This is a genomic window from Pseudomonas sp. S31, assembly GCF_016648105.1.
In the GTDB taxonomy this organism is placed as follows: domain Bacteria; phylum Pseudomonadota; class Gammaproteobacteria; order Pseudomonadales; family Pseudomonadaceae; genus Aquipseudomonas.
Map to the genome: position 1 here is coordinate 112,508 of NZ_JACVVE010000007.1, position 16,504 is coordinate 129,011.

Genomic DNA, 16,504 nt, shown 5'->3' on the forward strand with positions numbered 1-16,504 from the left:
CCCCTGTCCCACAGGACCCACCACAACCCTGAAGGCTGTGATGTCCCTGTGGGAGCGGGCAAGCCCGCGAAAAGGCCCGATCAGGCCGACGCGGCAACCTGGCCCGGGCGCTTGACCTGTGGCTGCGAGGCATTGGCCGCGGCACCTTCCTCGATGGCCTGCTGGATGGCCTTGCGGCGGCGCTCTTCGGCCTGGCGGCTGAAGTACCAGACGAAGAACGTCACCAGCGACACCGACAGCAGGATCAGGCTGGCCACGGCGTTGATCTCCGGCTTCACGCCCAGGCGCACGGCCGAGAACACTTCCATCGGCAGCGTGGTCGAACCGGGGCCGGAGACGAAGCTCGCCAGTACCAGGTCGTCCAGCGACAGGGCGAACGACATCATGCCGCCCGCCGCCAGCGATGGCGCGATCATCGGGATGGTGATCAGGAAGAACACCTTCCACGGCTTGGCACCGAGGTCCATGGCCGCTTCCTCGATCGACAGGTCCAGCTCACGCAGGCGCGCCGACACCACTACCGCCACATAGGCCGCGCAGAACGTGGTGTGGGCGATCCAGATGGTGACGATGCCACGTTCCTCGGGCCAGCCGATCATCTGCGCCATGGCCACGAACAGCAGCAACAGCGACAGACCGGTGATCACCTCAGGCATCACCAGCGGCGCGGTGACCAGGCCACCGAACAGCGTACGGCCCTTGAAGCGGGTGACCCGGGTCAGCACGAAGGCCGCCAGGGTACCCAGCGCCACAGCGGCCACCGCGGTGTAGCAGGCGATTTCCAGCGAGCGCATCACCGAACCCATCAACTGGGTGTTGTCGAGCAGGCCGACGTACCACTTCACCGACCAACCGCCCCACACCGTCACCAGCTTGGAGGCGTTGAACGAGTAGATCACCAGGATCAGCATCGGCAGGTAGATGAACAGCAAGCCGAGCACCAGCATCAGCTTGGAGAAACTGAAGCGTTTCATGCGCGGCCCTCCATTTCTTTGGCCTGGCTGCGGTTGAACAGCAGAATCGGCACGATCAGGATCGCCAGCATCACCACCGCCAGGGCCGAGGCCACCGGCCAGTCACGGTTGTTGAAGAACTCCTGCCACAGCACCTTGCCGATCATCAGGGTTTCCGGGCCGCCGAGCAGTTCAGGAATCACGAACTCGCCCACCACCGGGATGAACACCAGCATGCAGCCGGCGATGATGCCGTTCTTCGACAGCGGCACGGTGATCTTCCAGAAGCTGTTGAAGGTGCTCGAACCCAGGTCGGACGCCGCCTCGAGCAAGCTCGCATCGTGCTTCACCAGGTTGGCGAACAGCGGCAGGATCATGAACGGCAGGTACGAATAGACCACGCCGATGTACACCGCCAGATTGGTGTTGAGAATCTGCAGGGGCTGGTCGATCAGGCCGGTCCAGAGCAGGAAGCCATTGAGCAGGCCGTTGTTGCTGAGGATGCCCATCCAGGCATAGACACGGATCAGGATCGCGGTCCAGGTCGGCATCATGATCAACAGCAGCAGGACCGTCTGGGTCTCCTTCTTGGCGTTGGCGATGGCATAGGCCATCGGGTAGCCGATCAGCAGGCACAGCAGGGTGCTGAAGAAAGCCATCTTCAGCGAGCCCAGGTAGGCCGAGAGGTACAGTTCATCCTCGGTGAGCAGGCCGTAGTTGGCCAGGTTCAGCACCAGCTGGATCTTGTCCTCGACGTAGCTGTAGATCTCGGTGTACGGCGGGATCGCCACGTCGGCTTCGGCGAAGCTGATCTTCAGCACGATGAAGAACGGCAGCATGAAGAACAGGAACAGCCAGATGAACGGCACGCCGATCACCACATGCCGCCCCTGCGGGGTGATGCGCTGGAAGGCTCGCTTGAGCTTGCGCAGTTTCATGACCGCAGGACCACGCCGCTGTCGTCTTCCCACCACACGTACACTTCATCGCCCCAGGTCGGGCGGGTGCCCTGGCGCTCGGCGTTGGCGACGAACGACTGGACGATCTTGCCGCTCGGCAGCTCCACGTAGAACACCGAGTGGCCACCGAGGTAGGCGATGTCGTGGACCTTGCCGCGCGACCAGTTGTGCTCGAACTCCGGCTGCTGGGTCGTCACCAGCATCTTTTCCGGGCGCAGGGCGTAGGTGATGTGCTTGTCCTCGACCGACGTCGAGACACCATGCCCGACGTAGATCTTGCGCTCGAGCTCAGGCGAGGCGATCAGCGCATGACCCTCGGCATCGTCGATGACCTCGGCCTCGAACAGGTTGACGTTGCCGATGAATTCACACACCAGGCGGCTGGTCGGGGTCTCGTAGATGTCCACCGGCGAGCCGATCTGGGCGATCCAGCCCAGGTGCATGATGGCGATGCGCTGGGCCATGGTCATGGCCTCTTCCTGGTCGTGGGTCACCATCACGCAGGTCACGCCCACGCGCTCGATGATCTCCACCAGCTCCAGCTGCATCTGCGAACGCAGTTTCTTGTCCAGCGCGCCCATCGGTTCATCGAGCAGCAGCAGCTTCGGCCGCTTGGCCAGCGAGCGCGCCAGGGCCACCCGCTGGCGCTGGCCACCGGACAGCTGGTGCGGCTTGCGCTTGGCGTACTGGGTCATGTGCACCAGCTTGAGCATCTCGGCCACGCGGGCGTCGATCTCGGCCTTGGGCATCTTGTCCTGCTGCAGGCCGAAGGCGATGTTCTGCGCCACGGTCATGTGCGGGAACAGCGCATAGGACTGGAACATCATGTTGATCGGCCGCTCGTAGGGCGGCATGTCGGTGATATCGACGCCATCGAGGAAGATGCGCCCCTCGGTGGGGCGCTCGAAGCCTGCGAGCATGCGCAGCAAGGTCGACTTGCCGGAACCGGAGCCGCCCAGCAGGGCGAAGATCTCGCCCTTGCGGATTTCCAGGGACACATCGTCCACGGCGACCGTTTCGTCGAATTTTTTCGTGACCCGGTCGATCTTGACCAGCACCTGCTTGGGTTGCTGGCCACCCTCGAGGGCTTTCTTATAGGCACCGGAGGCGACTGCCATGAGTGAAACTCCCAACAAGATTGGTATACCCGCCGCCTTGTACGCAAGGCAGGCGGCGGGCCTGGATGGTGTTACTTGCCCGACTTGATCTTGGTCCAGCTACGGGTCATCAGACGTTGCACCTTGGGGGGCAACTCGGAATTGACGAACATCTTGTCCAGCACTTCCTGCGGGGGGTAGACCGCAGGATCGGTGCGTACGTCCTGGTCCATCAGGTCGCCAGCCTTGGGGTTGGGGTTGGCATAACCGACATAGTCGCTGACCTGGGCGATAACCTCAGGCTTGAGCAGATAGTCGATGAGTGCATGGGCCTCCTTGACGTTCTTGGCGTCCTTGGGGATCGCCAGCACGTCGAACCAGAGGTTGCCGCCTTCCTTGGGGATCGCGTAGGCCAGGTTGACGCCCTTCTTGGCCTCTTCAGCGCGGGACTTGGCCTGGAATACATCGCCGGAGAAACCGGCCGCGACGCAGATGTCGCCGTTGGCCAGGTCGGTGATGTACTTCGAAGAATGGAAGTAGGTGACATAAGGACGCACCGCCAGCAGTTTCTGCTCGGCCTTGGCGTAGTCCTTGGGGTCGGTGCTGTTGGGGTTCAGGCCCATGTACTGCAGCACCGCCGGAAGCATTTCGTCCGCCGAGTCGAGGAAGGCCACGCCGCAGCTGGACAGCTTCTTCATGTTCTCGGGCTCGAACAGCACCGCCCAGGAATCGATGTGATCGACGCCCAGCACGGCCTTGACCTTGTCGACGTTGTAACCGATGCCGTTGGTGCCCCACAGATACGGCACCGCATACTGGTTGCCCGGATCGTTCTTTTCAAGGCGCTTCATCAACGCCGGATCCAGGTTGGAATAATTGGGCAGCAGGCTCTTGTCGAGCTTCTGGAATGCGCCCGCCTTGATCTGCTTGCCGAGGAAATGGTTGGACGGCACGACCACGTCGTAGCCGGTGTTGCCGGCCAGGAGCTTGCCTTCCAGGGTTTCGTTGGAGTCGAACACGTCCTGCACAGGCTTGATGCCGGTGGCTTTCTCGAAGTCCGCGAGCGTGGTCGGCCCGATATAGTCTGACCAGTTGTACAGGTGCACCGTCGGCGCCGCTTGGACGCTGCAAGCCAGCGTCAGACCTGCTCCAGCCATCAAGGCCTTGCGCAATACAGAAATAGACAAGTGGGTGATCCTCACAATCATTGCCTTCGGTGGCGGCATGCTTACCGGCCTGCGCGCGACCGCATACGCAAAACCGGCGCGCAACTTACCTTCGCAGCTTCGATGCCGCAATCATCAATTGCCTTAAACTGCCTCCGGGCCGGAAAACCCCGGCCCAGAGGGCACCGCATCGGGTTTACTTGCCCGACTTGATCCTGGTCCAGCTACGGGTGATGTCACGCTGAACCTTGGCATCAGGTGCGGCGATGGCATACAGCTGTTTCTTCACGTCAGCAGGCGGATAGATGCTCGGGTCGCTGGCGATGTCCTTGTCGACGAACTGGGTCGCGGCCTTGTTGCCGTTCGGGAAGCGCACGGCGTTGGTGATCTCGGCCATGATCTCCGGCTGCATCAGGAAGTCCATGAACTTGTAGGCGGCTTCCTTGTGCTCGGCATCTTTGGGGATGGCGACCATGTCGTAGAAGGTACCGGCACCTTCTTTCGGAATGATGTAGTCGACCTTGACCTTGTCGCCCGCTTCATGGGCTCGGGCCTTGGACTGCTCCAGGTCACCCGAGTAGCCGACGGCCACGCAGATGTTGCCGTTGGCCATGTCGCCGATGTACTTGGACGAGTGGAAGTAGGTGATCGAAGGACGGATGCTCAGGAACAGGTCCTCGGCGGCCTTCAGGTCTTTCTTATCGGTGCTGTTGGTCGGCTTGCCCAGGTAGTGCAGCGCGGCCGGCAGCATCTCGGTCGGGGCATCGAGGAAGCTCACGCCGCAGCTCTTGAGCTTGGCGATGTTCTCGGGCTTGAACACGGCATCCCACGAGTCGATGTGGTCGACGCCCAGCGCGGCCTTGACCTTCTCCGGGTTGTAGCCGATGCCGATGGAGCCCCACATGTAGGGGAAGGCGTACTTGTTGCCCGGGTCGCTGGCATCACCCACGGCCTTGAGCAGGTCTTCGTCGAGGTTCTTCCAGTTCGCCAGCTTGGATCGGTCCAGTTCCTCGTAGACGCCGGCCTTGATCTGCTTGGCCAGGAAATTGTTGGACGGCACCACGATGTCGTAACCGGACTTGCCGGCCAGGAGCTTGGCTTCCAGGGTTTCGTTGCTGTCGAAGACGTCGTACTTGACCTTGATGCCGGTCTGCTTCTCGAACTTGGCGATGGTGTCCGGGGCGATGTAGTCCGACCAGTTGTAGACGTTCAGCACCTTGTCCTCAGCCTGCACAGCGGTCGCCATGGCACCCATCAGGGCGGCGGCCAGCAACGTCTTGCCCATTTTCTTCATGCGTAATGCTCCAGAATTTTTTGTTTAGCCATCTGTTCAGCGGCCAGGTCCCACGGTGCAAGCGCTGGGCGACTGAAACAGCCGCTAGTCTGGCAAGTTACAAGGCGCGGTTTCAAGGAAACCAGCCCCTTGTAACGACTTAATGTCACATTGCTAGCCTAGCAGCTGATCATTTGATCGCTTCCAGGGTCAGATCCAGGCATTTGCGTGCCTTTTCCACCAGCTCGTCGACCTCCTCATGGCTGATCACCAGAGGCGGCGCGATGATCATGGTGTCCCCCACCGCGCGCATGATCAGGCCGTTGTCGAAGCAGAAGTTGCGGCAGACCATGCCCACGCCCTTGCCCTCGTAACGGCTTCGAGTCGCCTTGTCCTTGACCAGTTCGATCGCACCGAGCAGGCCCAGGCCGCGTACCTCGCCCACCAGTGGGTGGTCCTGCAGCTCACGCAGACGTTTTTGCAAGTAGGGTGCCACTTCCGTGCGGGCCCGCTCGACGATCTTCTCGTCGCGCAGGATGCGCAGGTTTTCCAGGCCCACCGCGGCCGCCACCGGGTGCCCCGAATAGGTGAAGCCATGGTTGAAGTCGCCGCCTTCGCTGAGCACCTGGGCGACCTTGTCACGCACGATCACACCGCCCATGGGGATGTAACCGGAGGTCAGGCCCTTGGCGATGGTCATCAGGTCGGGCTCGAGGTCGTAGTAGTCGGAGCCGAACCACTCGCCGGTACGGCCGAATCCGCAGATCACCTCGTCGGCGACGAACAGGATGTCGTACTTGGCGAGGATCTCCTTGACCTTCGGCCAGTAGCTGTCCGGCGGGATGATCACGCCGCCGGCGCCCTGGATCGGCTCGGCGATGAAGGCGGCGACGTTGTCCTCGCCGACTTCGAGAATCTTCTGCTCCAACTGCTCGGCCGCCCACACGCCGAACGCATCCGGGGTCATGTCGCCGCCTTCACCGAACCAGTAAGGCTGCGGGATATGCACGATGCCCGGGATCGGCAGGCCGCCCTGCTCGTGCATGCCGCTCATGCCGCCCAGGCTGGCGCCCGCGACGGTAGAGCCGTGGTAGCCGTTGATACGACCGATGATGGTCTGCTTGTGCGGCTTGCCCTTCAGCGCCCAGTAATGGCGGACCATGCGCAGCACGGTGTCGTTGCCTTCGGAACCGGAGCCGGTGAAGAACACATGGGTCATGCCCTCGGGCGCCACCTCGGTGATCGCCTTGGCCAGTTCCAGCGCAGGCGGGTGGGCAGTCTGGAAGAACAGGTTGTAGTACGGCAGCTCGCGCATCTGCTTCTCGGCCGCCTGCACCAGCTCTTCCCGGCCATAGCCCACCGCCACGCACCACAGGCCGGCCATGCCATCGAGGATCTTGTGGCCTTCGCTGTCCCACAAATGCACACCCTGCGCCTTGGTGATGATGCGCGGCCCCTTCTCCTTCAGCTGCTTGTAGTCAGAGAAAGGAGCAAGGTGGTGCTCGCCGCTCAGGGTCTGCCATTCACGGGTTTGCGGGTTGTTGACGCTCATGTGCCTCTCCAGTTTCCAGCGCCCGCCCACAGGCGGCCTCAGGGTTGATCAGACGGCGAACAGCAGGAACTCACGCTCCCAGGAGCTGATGACGCGCTTGAAGTTCTCGTGCTCGGCTCGCTTGGTGGCGACGTAGCCGGTGATGAATTTCTTGCCCAGGTACTGCACCAGCGCACGGCTGTTTTCCATGCGCTCGAGGGCGTCTTCGATGGTCAGCGGCAGGCGCAGGTTGCGCCGCTCGTAGCCACGGCCCTGTACCGGCGCGCTGGCGGCGATGCCTTCGACCATGCCGATGTAGCCGCACAGCAGGCTGGCGGCGATGGCCAGGTAGGGGTTGGCGTCGGCGCCCGGCAGGCGGTTTTCCACCCGGCGGCTCTGCGGGCCGGCATCCGGTACGCGCAAGCCCACGGTACGGTTCTCCTCGCCCCACTCGACGTTCACCGGCGCCGAGGTGTCGGGCAGGAAGCGGCGGAACGAGTTGACGTTGGGCGCGAACAGCGGCAGCGCCTCGGGGATGAACTTCTGCAGGCCACCGATGTGGTGCAGGAACAGCTCGCTCATGCTGCCGTCTTCGTTGGAGAAGATGTTCTTGCCAGTGGCCACGTCGACCACGCTCTGGTGCAGGTGCATGGCACTGCCCGGCTCGCCGGTCATGGGCTTGGCCATGAAGGTGGCGGCCACGTTGTGCTTGAGCGCGGCCTCGCGCATGGTGCGCTTGAACACCAGAATCTGGTCGGCCAGGTGCAGGGCGTCGCCATGACGGAAGTTGATCTCCATCTGCGCCGTGCCGTCCTCGTGGATCAGCGTGTCGAGGTCCAGTTGCTGCAACTCGCACCAGTCGTAGACGTCCTCGAACAGCGGGTCGAATTCGTTGGCCGCTTCGATGGAGAACGACTGGCGACCGGTTTCCGGGCGCCCGGAGCGGCCTACCGGCGGCTGCAGGGGGAAGTCCGGGTCTTCGCTGCGCTTGGTCAGGTAGAACTCCATCTCCGGCGCGACGATCGGCTGCCAGCCTTTGTCGGCGTAGAGCTTGAGAACCTTTTTCAGGACATTGCGCGGCGACAGCTCGACCGGGTTGCCCTTCTTGTCGTAGGTGTCGTGGATCACCTGGGCGGTCGGCTCTATGGCCCACGGCACCAGGAACACGGCGTCCTCGTCGGGGCGGCAGATCATGTCGATGTCGGCCGGGTCGAGCAGTTCGTAATAGATGTCGTCGTCGACGTAGTCACCGGTCACGGTCTGCAGCAGCACGCTTTCGGGCAGACGCATGCCTTTTTCGGCGATGAACTTGTTGGTGGGCGAGATCTTGCCGCGGGTGATGCCGGTCAGGTCGCTGATCAGGCATTCGACTTCGGTGATCTTGTGCTCTTTCAACCAATCAGTGAGCTGGTCGAGGTTGTTACTCATAAATACCTCAGGAGGTAAGGTGGTCCGCGCGTTGATTCTGGATGGAGTACATTGCTAAAGCAAAAACCCCCGCGCAGGAGCACAGTGGATACACTGAAAACAGAGTACCTCGGATGAGCAGTTTGGGCAGAAAGAGGTTGGAGCGGGCGAAGGGTCACAGCGACGGAAGGGCTGAAGGCCATTTTCGTCAATTATTGCGGCCAGCGTAGGCAGCACAGCCCGAGGGCGTGCAAGGACGGCGAATTTACCCGAACGCACTGCGCAGGCAGCGCTTTCAGGTCGCGACAAGCGGACCATGTGACCCTCGTATTATTGTGTTCTGGGTTGCTCCCGAGCTTAGCCTTGTTCATTTTTTTACACAACACCTCCGTAAAAAATAAAACACGGAGCGTCGGAGATAGCCCTTCACGGGTGAAATAGCGGATAATGGCACGCCCCGATATGCAGCAAATCTGCCGTCGATGTGCCATTTCAGGGCATCATGAGGCTGGCTTGACATCAGTATGTCTTTTCGATTGACTGGACCTGCAAGCCCCCCTTGATTGATATTTTTAACAACAAAGGTGTTGCATCATGTCGGTACCCCCGCGTGCCGTTCAGCTTAACGAAGCGAACGCGTTCCTTAAGGAACATCCTGAGGTTCTCTACGTTGACCTTCTGATTGCAGATATGAATGGTGTGGTGCGTGGCAAGCGCATCGAGCGCACCAGCCTCCACAAGGTTTACGAGAAGGGCATCAACCTGCCTGCCTCCCTCTTCGCCCTGGACATCAACGGTTCCACCGTCGAAAGCACCGGGCTGGGCCTGGATATCGGCGATGCCGACCGCATCTGCTATCCGATCCCTGACACACTCTCCAACGAGCCGTGGCAGAAGCGCCCGACCGCGCAGCTGCTGATGACCATGCACGAGATCGAAGGCGAGCCGTTCTTCGCCGACCCACGCGAAGTGCTGCGCCAGGTGGTGAGCAAGTTCACCGAAATGGGCCTGACCATCTGCGCCGCATTCGAGCTGGAGTTCTACCTGATCGATCAGGAGAACGTGAACGGCCGTCCGCAGCCGCCACGCTCGCCGATTTCCGGCAAGCGCCCGCAATCGACCCAGGTCTACCTGATCGACGACCTCGACGAATACGCCGACTGCCTCCAGGACATCCTCGAGGGTGCCAAGGAGCAAGGTATTCCGGCCGACGCCATCGTCAAGGAAAGCGCCCCGGCGCAGTTCGAGGTCAACCTGCACCATGTCGCCGACCCGCTCAAGGCCTGTGACTATGCGGTGCTGCTCAAGCGCCTGATCAAGAACATCGCCTACGACCATGAAATGGACACCACCTTCATGGCCAAGCCCTATCCGGGGCAAGCAGGCAACGGCCTGCACGTTCACATCTCCGTGCTGGACAAAGATGGTAACAACATCTTCACCAGCGAGGATCCCGAGCAGAACGCCGCGCTACGTCACGCTGTCGGCGGTGTGCTCGAGACCCTGCCCGCTTCCATGGCGTTCCTCTGCCCGAACGTCAACTCGTACCGCCGTTTCGGCGCTCAGTTCTACGTGCCGAACGCGCCGAGCTGGGGCCTGGACAACCGCACCGTGGCCCTGCGCGTACCGACCGGCTCGCCGGACGCCGTGCGCATCGAGCACCGCGTGGCCGGCGCCGACGCCAACCCGTACCTGATGATGGCCGCAGTGCTGGCGGGCGTGCACCATGGCTTGACCAACAAGGTCGAGCCGGGCGAGCCGATCGAAGGCAACTCGTACGAGCAGCTGGAGCAGAGCCTGCCGAACAACCTGCGCGATGCCCTGCGCGAGCTGGACGACAGTGAGATCCTCAACAAGTACATCGATCCGAAGTACATCGACATCTTCGTCGCGTGCAAGGAGAGCGAGCTGGAGGAGTTCGAGCACTCGATCTCCGACCTCGAGTACAACTGGTATCTGCATACCGTGTGAACGAAAACGCCGCCCTTCGGGGCGGCGTTTTTCATTCCGGATCGAGTCGCCTGCTTCGCGGGTGAACCCGCTCCTACAGGTCTGCGGATACCCTGTAGGAGCGGGTTTACCCGCGAAAAGGCCAGTGCAGGCTTACAGGGATTTCTCGAAAATCTTCGAATTCCGCTGATAGTTGTACAACGAAGCTCGCGCCGACGGCAGGCGCTCCACGCCACTGGGCGCAAACCCCCGCTCGCGGAACCAGTGCGCGGTACGCGTGGTAAGCACGAACAAGGTATTGAGCCCCATCTGCCGCGCCCGGCTCTCGATGCGCTCGAGCAACTCGTCGCCGCGCCCGCCATGGCGATACTCCGGGTTCACTGCCAGGCACGCCAGCTCCCCGGCCTCGGAATCGGCAATCGGGTACAACGCCGCGCAAGCGATGATCATGCCCTCGCGCTCGACCACGCTGAACTGCTCGATTTCCCGCTCCAGCACCTCACGCGAACGGCGCACCAGGATGCCCTGCTCTTCCAGCGGGCTGATCAGCTCCAGCAGGCCGCCGACATCGTCGATGGTCGCCTCGCGCACCACTTCGAACTGCTCCTGGGACACCAGGGTGCCCCCACCGCCGCGGGTGAACAGCTCGGTCAGCAGTGCGCCATCCTCGGCATAGCTGACGATATGGCTGCGCGGCACCCCGCCCTTGCAGGCCTCGGCAGCGGCGTCGAGCAATTCGCCCTGGTAGTCGCTGCCCAGGCGCGCCAGGTGCGGCGCCACCTGCTGCGGACGCAGCTCGCGCACCAGGTTGCCTTTGTCGTCGAGCAAGCCCGATTCGGCGCCGAACAGCAGCAGCTTGTCGGCGCCCAGTTCGATCGCCGCACGGGTGGCGACGTCCTCGCAGGCCAGGTTGAAGATCTCGCCGGTCGGCGAATAGCCCAGCGGCGACAGCAGCACGATGGAGCGTTCGTCGAGCAGGCGGCCGATGCCCTTGCGGTCGATCCGCCGGACTTCGCCGGTGTGGTGGTAGTCGACCCCCTCGACCACGCCGATCGGCCGTGCGGTGACCAGGTTGCCGCAGGCCACGCGCAGGCGCGACCCCTGCATCGGCGAGGCGGCGATGTCCATCGACAGGCGCGCCTCGATGGCCAGGCGCAGCGCACCGACCGCGTCGATCACGCAGTCCAGGGTGGCGGCGTCGGTGATGCGCAGGCCGCGGTGATAGTGCGGGCTCAGGCCGCGGGCCGCCAGGCGGCTCTCGATCTGCGGGCGCGAGCCATGCACCAGCACCAGGCGCACGCCAAGGCTGTGCAGCAGGACCAGGTCATGGACGATATTGCCGAAATTGGGATGTTCCACCCCATCGCCGGGGAGCATGACCACGAAGGTGCAGTCGCGATGGGCATTGATGTACGGGGAGGCATGACGCAGCCAGTTGACGTAGTCGGGCATGACAGGGCCTGTGGATAAAGTGGACTTCGATCAGTGGAGTAACTCGGCGTTCAGGATCATCGTCGGAACAGGCTTGCGGTCACGCGCGGTCTCCTCTAGGCAAAGACGAAGTAGCTCGATGGACGTTTACTGCAGGCAATAGTGCCTGATCAGGTCACGCAATAGACGCACGGTAGGCTCGATGCGTGACATTTCAAGGTATTCCCCCGGCTGGTGGGCGCAGGCGATGTCGCCGGGGCCCAGTACCAGGGTCTCGCAACCCAGCTGTTGAAGATAAGGCGCTTCGGTGCCGAACGCCACCGCCTCGGCGCGATGCCCGGTGAGCCGCTCGGCCACCTGCACCAGCTCGGCGTCGACCGCCTGCTCGAACGGCGGCACCGCCGGGAACAGCGGCGCGTAGTCGATGCGCACCTCATGGCGCTCGGCCACTGGGCGCAGTTTTTCGCCGATGGCGGCGCGCAGTTGCTCGATATCCATGCCCGGCAACGGCCGCAGGTCGAATTCCAGGGCACACTGGCCGCAGATGCGGTTGGGGTTGTCGCCGCCGTGGATACAGCCGAAATTCATCGTCGGCGTGGGCACGCTGAACTGCGGGTTGCGGTAGGTTTCCTGCCATTGCCGACGCAGGCCCATCAATTCGCCCATCACCTCGTGCATCGCCTCCAGCGCGCTATGGCCAAGGCTCGGGTCGGAGGAATGGCCACTGCGCCCGAGGATATCGATGCGGTCCATGAGGATGCCCTTGTGCATGCGGATCGGCCGCAAGCCGGTAGGCTCGCCGATCACTGCCGCGCGGCCAAGCGGCCGGCCAGCCGCTGCCAGGGCGCGCGCGCCGGACATCGAGCTTTCTTCGTCGCAGGTGGCGAGGACCAGAAGCGGCTGCTTGAAGTCATGCTCCAGCAGCGGCAGCACAGCCTCGATGATCAGCGGGAAGAAGCCCTTCATGTCGCAGCTGCCAAGGCCGACCCAGCGGCCATCGATTTCAGTCAGCTTGAGCGGGTCGCTGGCCCACAACTGCTCGTCGTAGGGCACGGTGTCGCTGTGCCCGGCCAGCACCAGGCCGCCCGGGCCGCTGCCGCGGCTGGCCAGCAGGTTGAACTTGCCTGGGCCGACTTGCTGGATGTCGCAACTGAAGCCCAGGTCGCCCAGCCAGCCGGCCAGCAGGTCGATGACCTGGCGGTTGGACTGGTCCAGGGACGGCTGGGTGCAACTGACCGAGGGCGCGGCGATCAACGCGGCGAACTGGTCCTTGAGTCTCGGCAATGGCATGCGCGTGCTCCTCGAAAGCGTCACCCATCATAGGACTATCCGCCGTTCGGAATAAACCGTTGGCGGCGGACTGCTGTAGACTCTCTGGCAATGATGCCCTTCCCATAGAGCCTGCAATGCCCACAGAAACCGAACTCAAGCTCCGCGCCAGCCGCGAGACCCTCGCCGCCCTGCGCGAGCACCCCCTGCTGAAGAAGCGCAACAAGTCAGGCTGGCAGACCCGCGAACTGCTCAACCAGTACTTCGACACCCCCGAGCGTGACCTCAGCGCCGCCCGCGTCGCCCTGCGCCTGCGCCGCGACGGCGAGGTCATCATCCAGACCCTCAAGTGCCGTGGCCAGAGCGTCGCCGGCCTGTCCGAGCGCAACGAATTCGAGTGGCAGCTGGACAAGGTCAAGCTCGACCTGAAGAAGCTCGACGGCACTTGCTGGCCAGAGCAACTGGCCGGGCTCGACAAGAAGACCATCAAGCCACTGTTCACCACCGATTTCACCCGCGAGTACGCCGAAATCGCCTGGGGCCGTGGCAAGAGCAAGGTGGTGATCGAAGCCGCCCTGGACCAGGGCTTCGTGATCGCCAGCAAGCGCAAGGAAGAAATCTGCGAGCTGGAGCTGGAACTGCGTGAAGGGGCACCCGAAGCCTTGCTCGAACTGGCTTGCGAGCTGGCCGCCAGCCTGCCGCTGATGCCCTGCGACATCAGCAAGGCCGAGCGCGGCTATCGCCTGCTCGAGCCCGACAGCTACGAACTGGGCCTGCCCAGCACCGAGCTGGACGCGGAAATGGCCGTGGACGACGCCTTCTCGGCGCTCGCCTGGCAGCTGCTGGGCAGCAGCCAGCGCCTGGCCGAGCAGTACCGCCACAATGGCCACTGGCGCCTGCTGCAGGACTGGGTGCAGTGCCTGGCCGAGCTGCGTGCGCTGGTCGCCAGCCTGGGCCAGGCCGCACCACGGGCCACTACCCGCGAACTGCGCGCCAGCCTCGACGCGCTGCTCGAAGACTGGCGCCCGCTGGTGCAGGCCGGCAACGACGACGAAGACATCCGCCGGGCCGCGCCCGAGCAGTTCATCGAAGAGCTCGAGGACGTGCGCTGGGGCCAGTTCTCCCTGAACACCTCGCGCTGGTTGCTGGCCCGAGCCTGGACTGCCGAGCGCAAGGGCCGTGGCGAGCGCCAGGGCAAGGCGCAGCTGGCCAGCTGGCTGGCCCACCTGCTGGGCGAGGAAGGCCGTGCGTTGAAGCTGCCGCTGTACACCCAGCGTCCCGAAGACCTGGCTGAACAGTTGCCACGCATCGAGCAGCTGCTGGCCTGGCTGCATCACGCCCGCCAGGTGCTCGACGCACCGCAGATGGACCGCCTGTATGGCGACCTGAAAAAGCTGCATGAGCTGGCCGAGCAACCGTTGAGCGACGAGCTGCTGGAGGCGCGTATCGAGCAGGCACGCGTGGTCGACCAGAGCCGTGGTTGGAAGCATCTGCTCAAAGGTTGATCGGCGGTGCAATTCGCGGGTAAACCCGCTCCTACAGGTACACCGCAGCCCTGTAGGAGCGGGTTCACCCGCGAAAAGGCCGTCTGCAGCCGCTCCCCTCCAGCAATCCCCAGAAACGCTTCGCCCGCATCGCCCATCGCACCGCCGACTAGCCTTCACCAGGTTCCCGCTACCTGGCACGGAGGCCACCATGCATGACCCTCAGACCAAAGCCCTCGACCTTCGCCGCGTGCTCGATGCGCTGCTGGCCGACCAGCACCTCGACGCCGACGACGCCCTGCAGGTGCTCGAACAGGCCAAACCCTGCCCGGCCGTCCACCCACTGGAAGCCATTGCCGCCGCTGGCCTGGCAGACCGCCGCCAACCCGGCCAGCAGCTCGACCTCGAGCGACTCTGCCTTTGGCTGGCCGGCAAGGTCGGCCAACCCTACCTGAACATCGACCCGCTGCACCTGGACCTGGCTCAGATCGGCAGCCTGATGTCGCTAGCCTTCGCCCAGCGCCATGGCATCCTGGTCGTGGCCACCGACAGCGAAAGCGTCACCATCGCCAGCGCCCAACCTTACCAGGGTGACTGGCAGGCCGACCTGGCGCGCAGCCTCGGCAAGCCGATCCGCCGCGTGCTGGCCAGCCCCACGCAACTGCGCCAGCTGGCGCAGTCGGTACTGCGCCTGGCCCACTCGGTGCAGGGCGCGCAGCACCAGCAACCGGCCCGTCTGGGCGAGCTGGAACAACTGCTGGAGCTGGGCAGGCGCCAGGTCGAGGCCAGCGCCGACGATGCCCATATCGTGCACATCGTCGACTGGCTGCTGCAGTACGCCATCGAGCAGCGTGCCAGCGATATCCACCTGGAGCCGCGCCGCGACCAGGGGCACCTTCGCTACCGCATCGATGGGCTGTTGCACACGGTGTACCGGTTTCCGGCAGGGGTGATCCTGGCCCTGGTCAGCCGCCTCAAACATCTCGCGCGTATGGATGTGGCGGAAAAACGCCGCCCCCAGGATGGCCGGGTGAAGAGCCGCCTGCCCGGCGGTGACGAGGTCGAGTTGCGCCTGTCCAGCCTGCCCACGCCCTTTGGCGAAAAGCTGGTGCTGCGCCTGTTCGACGCCCGGCAACCCCTGCAAGGGTTCGAGCAGTTGGGCCTCGAAGGCAAGCAGCTGGCACAGTGGCAGACGCTTCTGGCACGGCGCCAGGGCATCATCCTGGTGACCGGGCCCACCGGCTCGGGCAAGACCAGCACGCTGTACGCCAGCCTCCGGCAACTGGCCACGCCGCAGGTCAACCTGTGCACCATCGAGGATCCCATCGAGCGCCTGGAGCCTGCCTTCAACCAGATGCAGGTCCAGCCAGCCCTCGACCTGGGCTTCGCCAACGGCGTGCGTGCCCTGCTACGCCAGGACCCGGACATCATCATGATCGGCGAGATCCGCGACCGAGAGACCGCCCAGGTGGCGGTGCAGGCGGCATTGACCGGGCACCTGGTGCTGTCCACGCTGCATACCCAGGATGCCTGTGGCGCGGTCATCCGCCTGCAGGAACTGGGCGTGGCCGACTACCTGATCAAGGCCACGCTGGTCGGCGTCATGGCCCAGCGCCTGGTGCGCACGCTGTGCGCCAGCTGCCAGGGCCGCGCGGCCGCTAGCGATGGCCAGCCCTGTCGCGATTGCCGGGGCACCGGGTTCCAGGGCCGCACCGGGTTGTTCGAGGTGTTGGTGCTCGGCGAGGGCCTGCGCAGGCTGATCGGCCCAGGCACCGACCTGAGCCGCCTGCGCCAGCAGGCCAAGGCCGATGGGCTGGTGGATCTACGCGCCAGCGGGCAGGCCAAGGTAGCCTGCGGAGCGACCTGCGCGGGTGAACTGCTGCGCGTCTGCGGTTGAGCAAAATATCCTTGTGCACGAGGAACTTGGAGCAGGCGCGCAGGACTAACCGGCACTCTATCGCCCTCATATCCAGAGGTAATTCAC

The 16,504-nt window shown here is 63.7% G+C and carries 12 protein-coding genes; 3 read left to right on the forward strand and 9 right to left on the reverse strand.

The annotated features are described in order from the left end of the window. Window positions 1–80: 80 nt before the first annotated feature. From IAE37_RS07980 to IAE37_RS08010, 7 genes are all read right to left on the reverse strand, one after another. Window positions 81–974 carry an ABC transporter permease subunit gene (locus IAE37_RS07980; protein WP_201171950.1) on the reverse strand — a complete coding sequence of 298 codons (894 nt, stop codon included), beginning with the start codon at window positions 972–974 and terminating at the stop codon, window positions 81–83. After that, window positions 971–1,891, reverse strand: coding sequence for an ABC transporter permease subunit (locus IAE37_RS07985; RefSeq protein WP_201171953.1), 921 nt, complete (start codon window positions 1,889–1,891; stop codon window positions 971–973). Before IAE37_RS07985 ends, IAE37_RS07980 begins: the two co-directional genes overlap by 4 nt. Next, window positions 1,888–3,030: a polyamine ABC transporter ATP-binding protein gene (gene potA, locus IAE37_RS07990; protein ID WP_201171956.1), complete on the reverse strand. Its 1,143-nt coding sequence runs from the start codon at window positions 3,028–3,030 to the stop codon at window positions 1,888–1,890. Before potA ends, IAE37_RS07985 begins: the two co-directional genes overlap by 4 nt. 71 nt (window positions 3,031–3,101) lie before the next feature. Beyond that, complete coding sequence (locus IAE37_RS07995; RefSeq protein WP_201171959.1) at window positions 3,102–4,196, reverse strand: polyamine ABC transporter substrate-binding protein; 1,095 nt, start codon at window positions 4,194–4,196, stop codon at window positions 3,102–3,104. 175 nt (window positions 4,197–4,371) lie between these two features. Next, a complete protein-coding gene (locus tag IAE37_RS08000) occupies window positions 4,372–5,469 on the reverse strand; it encodes a polyamine ABC transporter substrate-binding protein (protein WP_201171962.1) in 1,098 nt (365 codons plus the stop codon). A gap of 169 nt (window positions 5,470–5,638) precedes the next feature. Then, window positions 5,639–7,000 carry an aspartate aminotransferase family protein gene (locus IAE37_RS08005; protein ID WP_201171965.1) on the reverse strand — a complete coding sequence of 454 codons (1,362 nt, stop codon included), beginning with the start codon at window positions 6,998–7,000 and terminating at the stop codon, window positions 5,639–5,641. A 48-nt stretch (window positions 7,001–7,048) separates the two neighbouring features. Next, a complete protein-coding gene (locus tag IAE37_RS08010; RefSeq protein ID WP_133325250.1) occupies window positions 7,049–8,407 on the reverse strand; it encodes a glutamine synthetase family protein in 1,359 nt (452 codons plus the stop codon). Window positions 8,408–8,980: 573 nt separating this feature from the next. Here IAE37_RS08010 and IAE37_RS08015 point away from each other — a divergent pair. Continuing rightward, the gene (locus IAE37_RS08015; RefSeq protein WP_201171968.1) at window positions 8,981–10,357 is read left to right on the forward strand and encodes a glutamine synthetase family protein; all 1,377 of its coding nucleotides are present in this window, start codon (window positions 8,981–8,983) and stop codon (window positions 10,355–10,357) included. A 132-nt stretch (window positions 10,358–10,489) separates the two neighbouring features. Here the strand turns inward: IAE37_RS08015 and argA are convergent, their stop codons facing one another. Both argA and argE read right to left on the reverse strand, forming a co-directional pair. Continuing rightward, a complete protein-coding gene (gene argA, locus IAE37_RS08020) occupies window positions 10,490–11,788 on the reverse strand; it encodes an amino-acid N-acetyltransferase (protein ID WP_201171971.1) in 1,299 nt (432 codons plus the stop codon). Between the two features lie 126 nt (window positions 11,789–11,914). After that, on the reverse strand, window positions 11,915–13,057 hold the full coding sequence (argE, locus tag IAE37_RS08025; protein WP_201171973.1) for an acetylornithine deacetylase: 1,143 nt from the start codon (window positions 13,055–13,057) through the stop codon (window positions 11,915–11,917). A 116-nt stretch (window positions 13,058–13,173) separates the two neighbouring features. Here argE and IAE37_RS08030 point away from each other — a divergent pair, with 116 nt between their 5' ends. Together IAE37_RS08030 and IAE37_RS08035 are read left to right on the forward strand one after the other, a co-directional pair. After that, the gene (locus IAE37_RS08030; protein ID WP_201171975.1) at window positions 13,174–14,541 is read left to right on the forward strand and encodes a CYTH domain-containing protein; all 1,368 of its coding nucleotides are present in this window, start codon (window positions 13,174–13,176) and stop codon (window positions 14,539–14,541) included. Between the two features lie 190 nt (window positions 14,542–14,731). Then, the gene (locus IAE37_RS08035; RefSeq protein ID WP_201171976.1) at window positions 14,732–16,417 is read left to right on the forward strand and encodes a GspE/PulE family protein; all 1,686 of its coding nucleotides are present in this window, start codon (window positions 14,732–14,734) and stop codon (window positions 16,415–16,417) included. The last annotated feature ends 87 nt before the right edge of the window (window positions 16,418–16,504 follow it).

Excerpts from the sequence above, each read along its gene's own strand:
- IAE37_RS07985 (WP_201171953.1), bottom strand. The coding sequence starts at position 1,891 with ATGAAACTGCGCAAGCTCAAGCGAGCCTTCCAGCGCATCACCCCGCAG.
- argA (WP_201171971.1), bottom strand. The coding sequence starts at position 11,788 with ATGCCCGACTACGTCAACTGGCTGCGTCATGCCTCCCCGTACATCAAT.
- IAE37_RS07980 (WP_201171950.1), bottom strand. The coding sequence starts at position 974 with ATGAAACGCTTCAGTTTCTCCAAGCTGATGCTGGTGCTCGGCTTGCTG.
- IAE37_RS08010 (WP_133325250.1), bottom strand. The coding sequence starts at position 8,407 with ATGAGTAACAACCTCGACCAGCTCACTGATTGGTTGAAAGAGCACAAG.
- IAE37_RS08000 (WP_201171962.1), bottom strand. The coding sequence starts at position 5,469 with ATGAAGAAAATGGGCAAGACGTTGCTGGCCGCCGCCCTGATGGGTGCC.
- IAE37_RS08030 (WP_201171975.1), top strand. The coding sequence starts at position 13,174 with ATGCCCACAGAAACCGAACTCAAGCTCCGCGCCAGCCGCGAGACCCTC.
- IAE37_RS08005 (WP_201171965.1), bottom strand. The coding sequence starts at position 7,000 with ATGAGCGTCAACAACCCGCAAACCCGTGAATGGCAGACCCTGAGCGGC.
- IAE37_RS08035 (WP_201171976.1), top strand. The coding sequence starts at position 14,732 with ATGCATGACCCTCAGACCAAAGCCCTCGACCTTCGCCGCGTGCTCGAT.
- IAE37_RS08015 (WP_201171968.1), top strand. The coding sequence starts at position 8,981 with ATGTCGGTACCCCCGCGTGCCGTTCAGCTTAACGAAGCGAACGCGTTC.
- argE (WP_201171973.1), bottom strand. The coding sequence starts at position 13,057 with ATGCCATTGCCGAGACTCAAGGACCAGTTCGCCGCGTTGATCGCCGCG.
- potA (WP_201171956.1), bottom strand. The coding sequence starts at position 3,030 with ATGGCAGTCGCCTCCGGTGCCTATAAGAAAGCCCTCGAGGGTGGCCAG.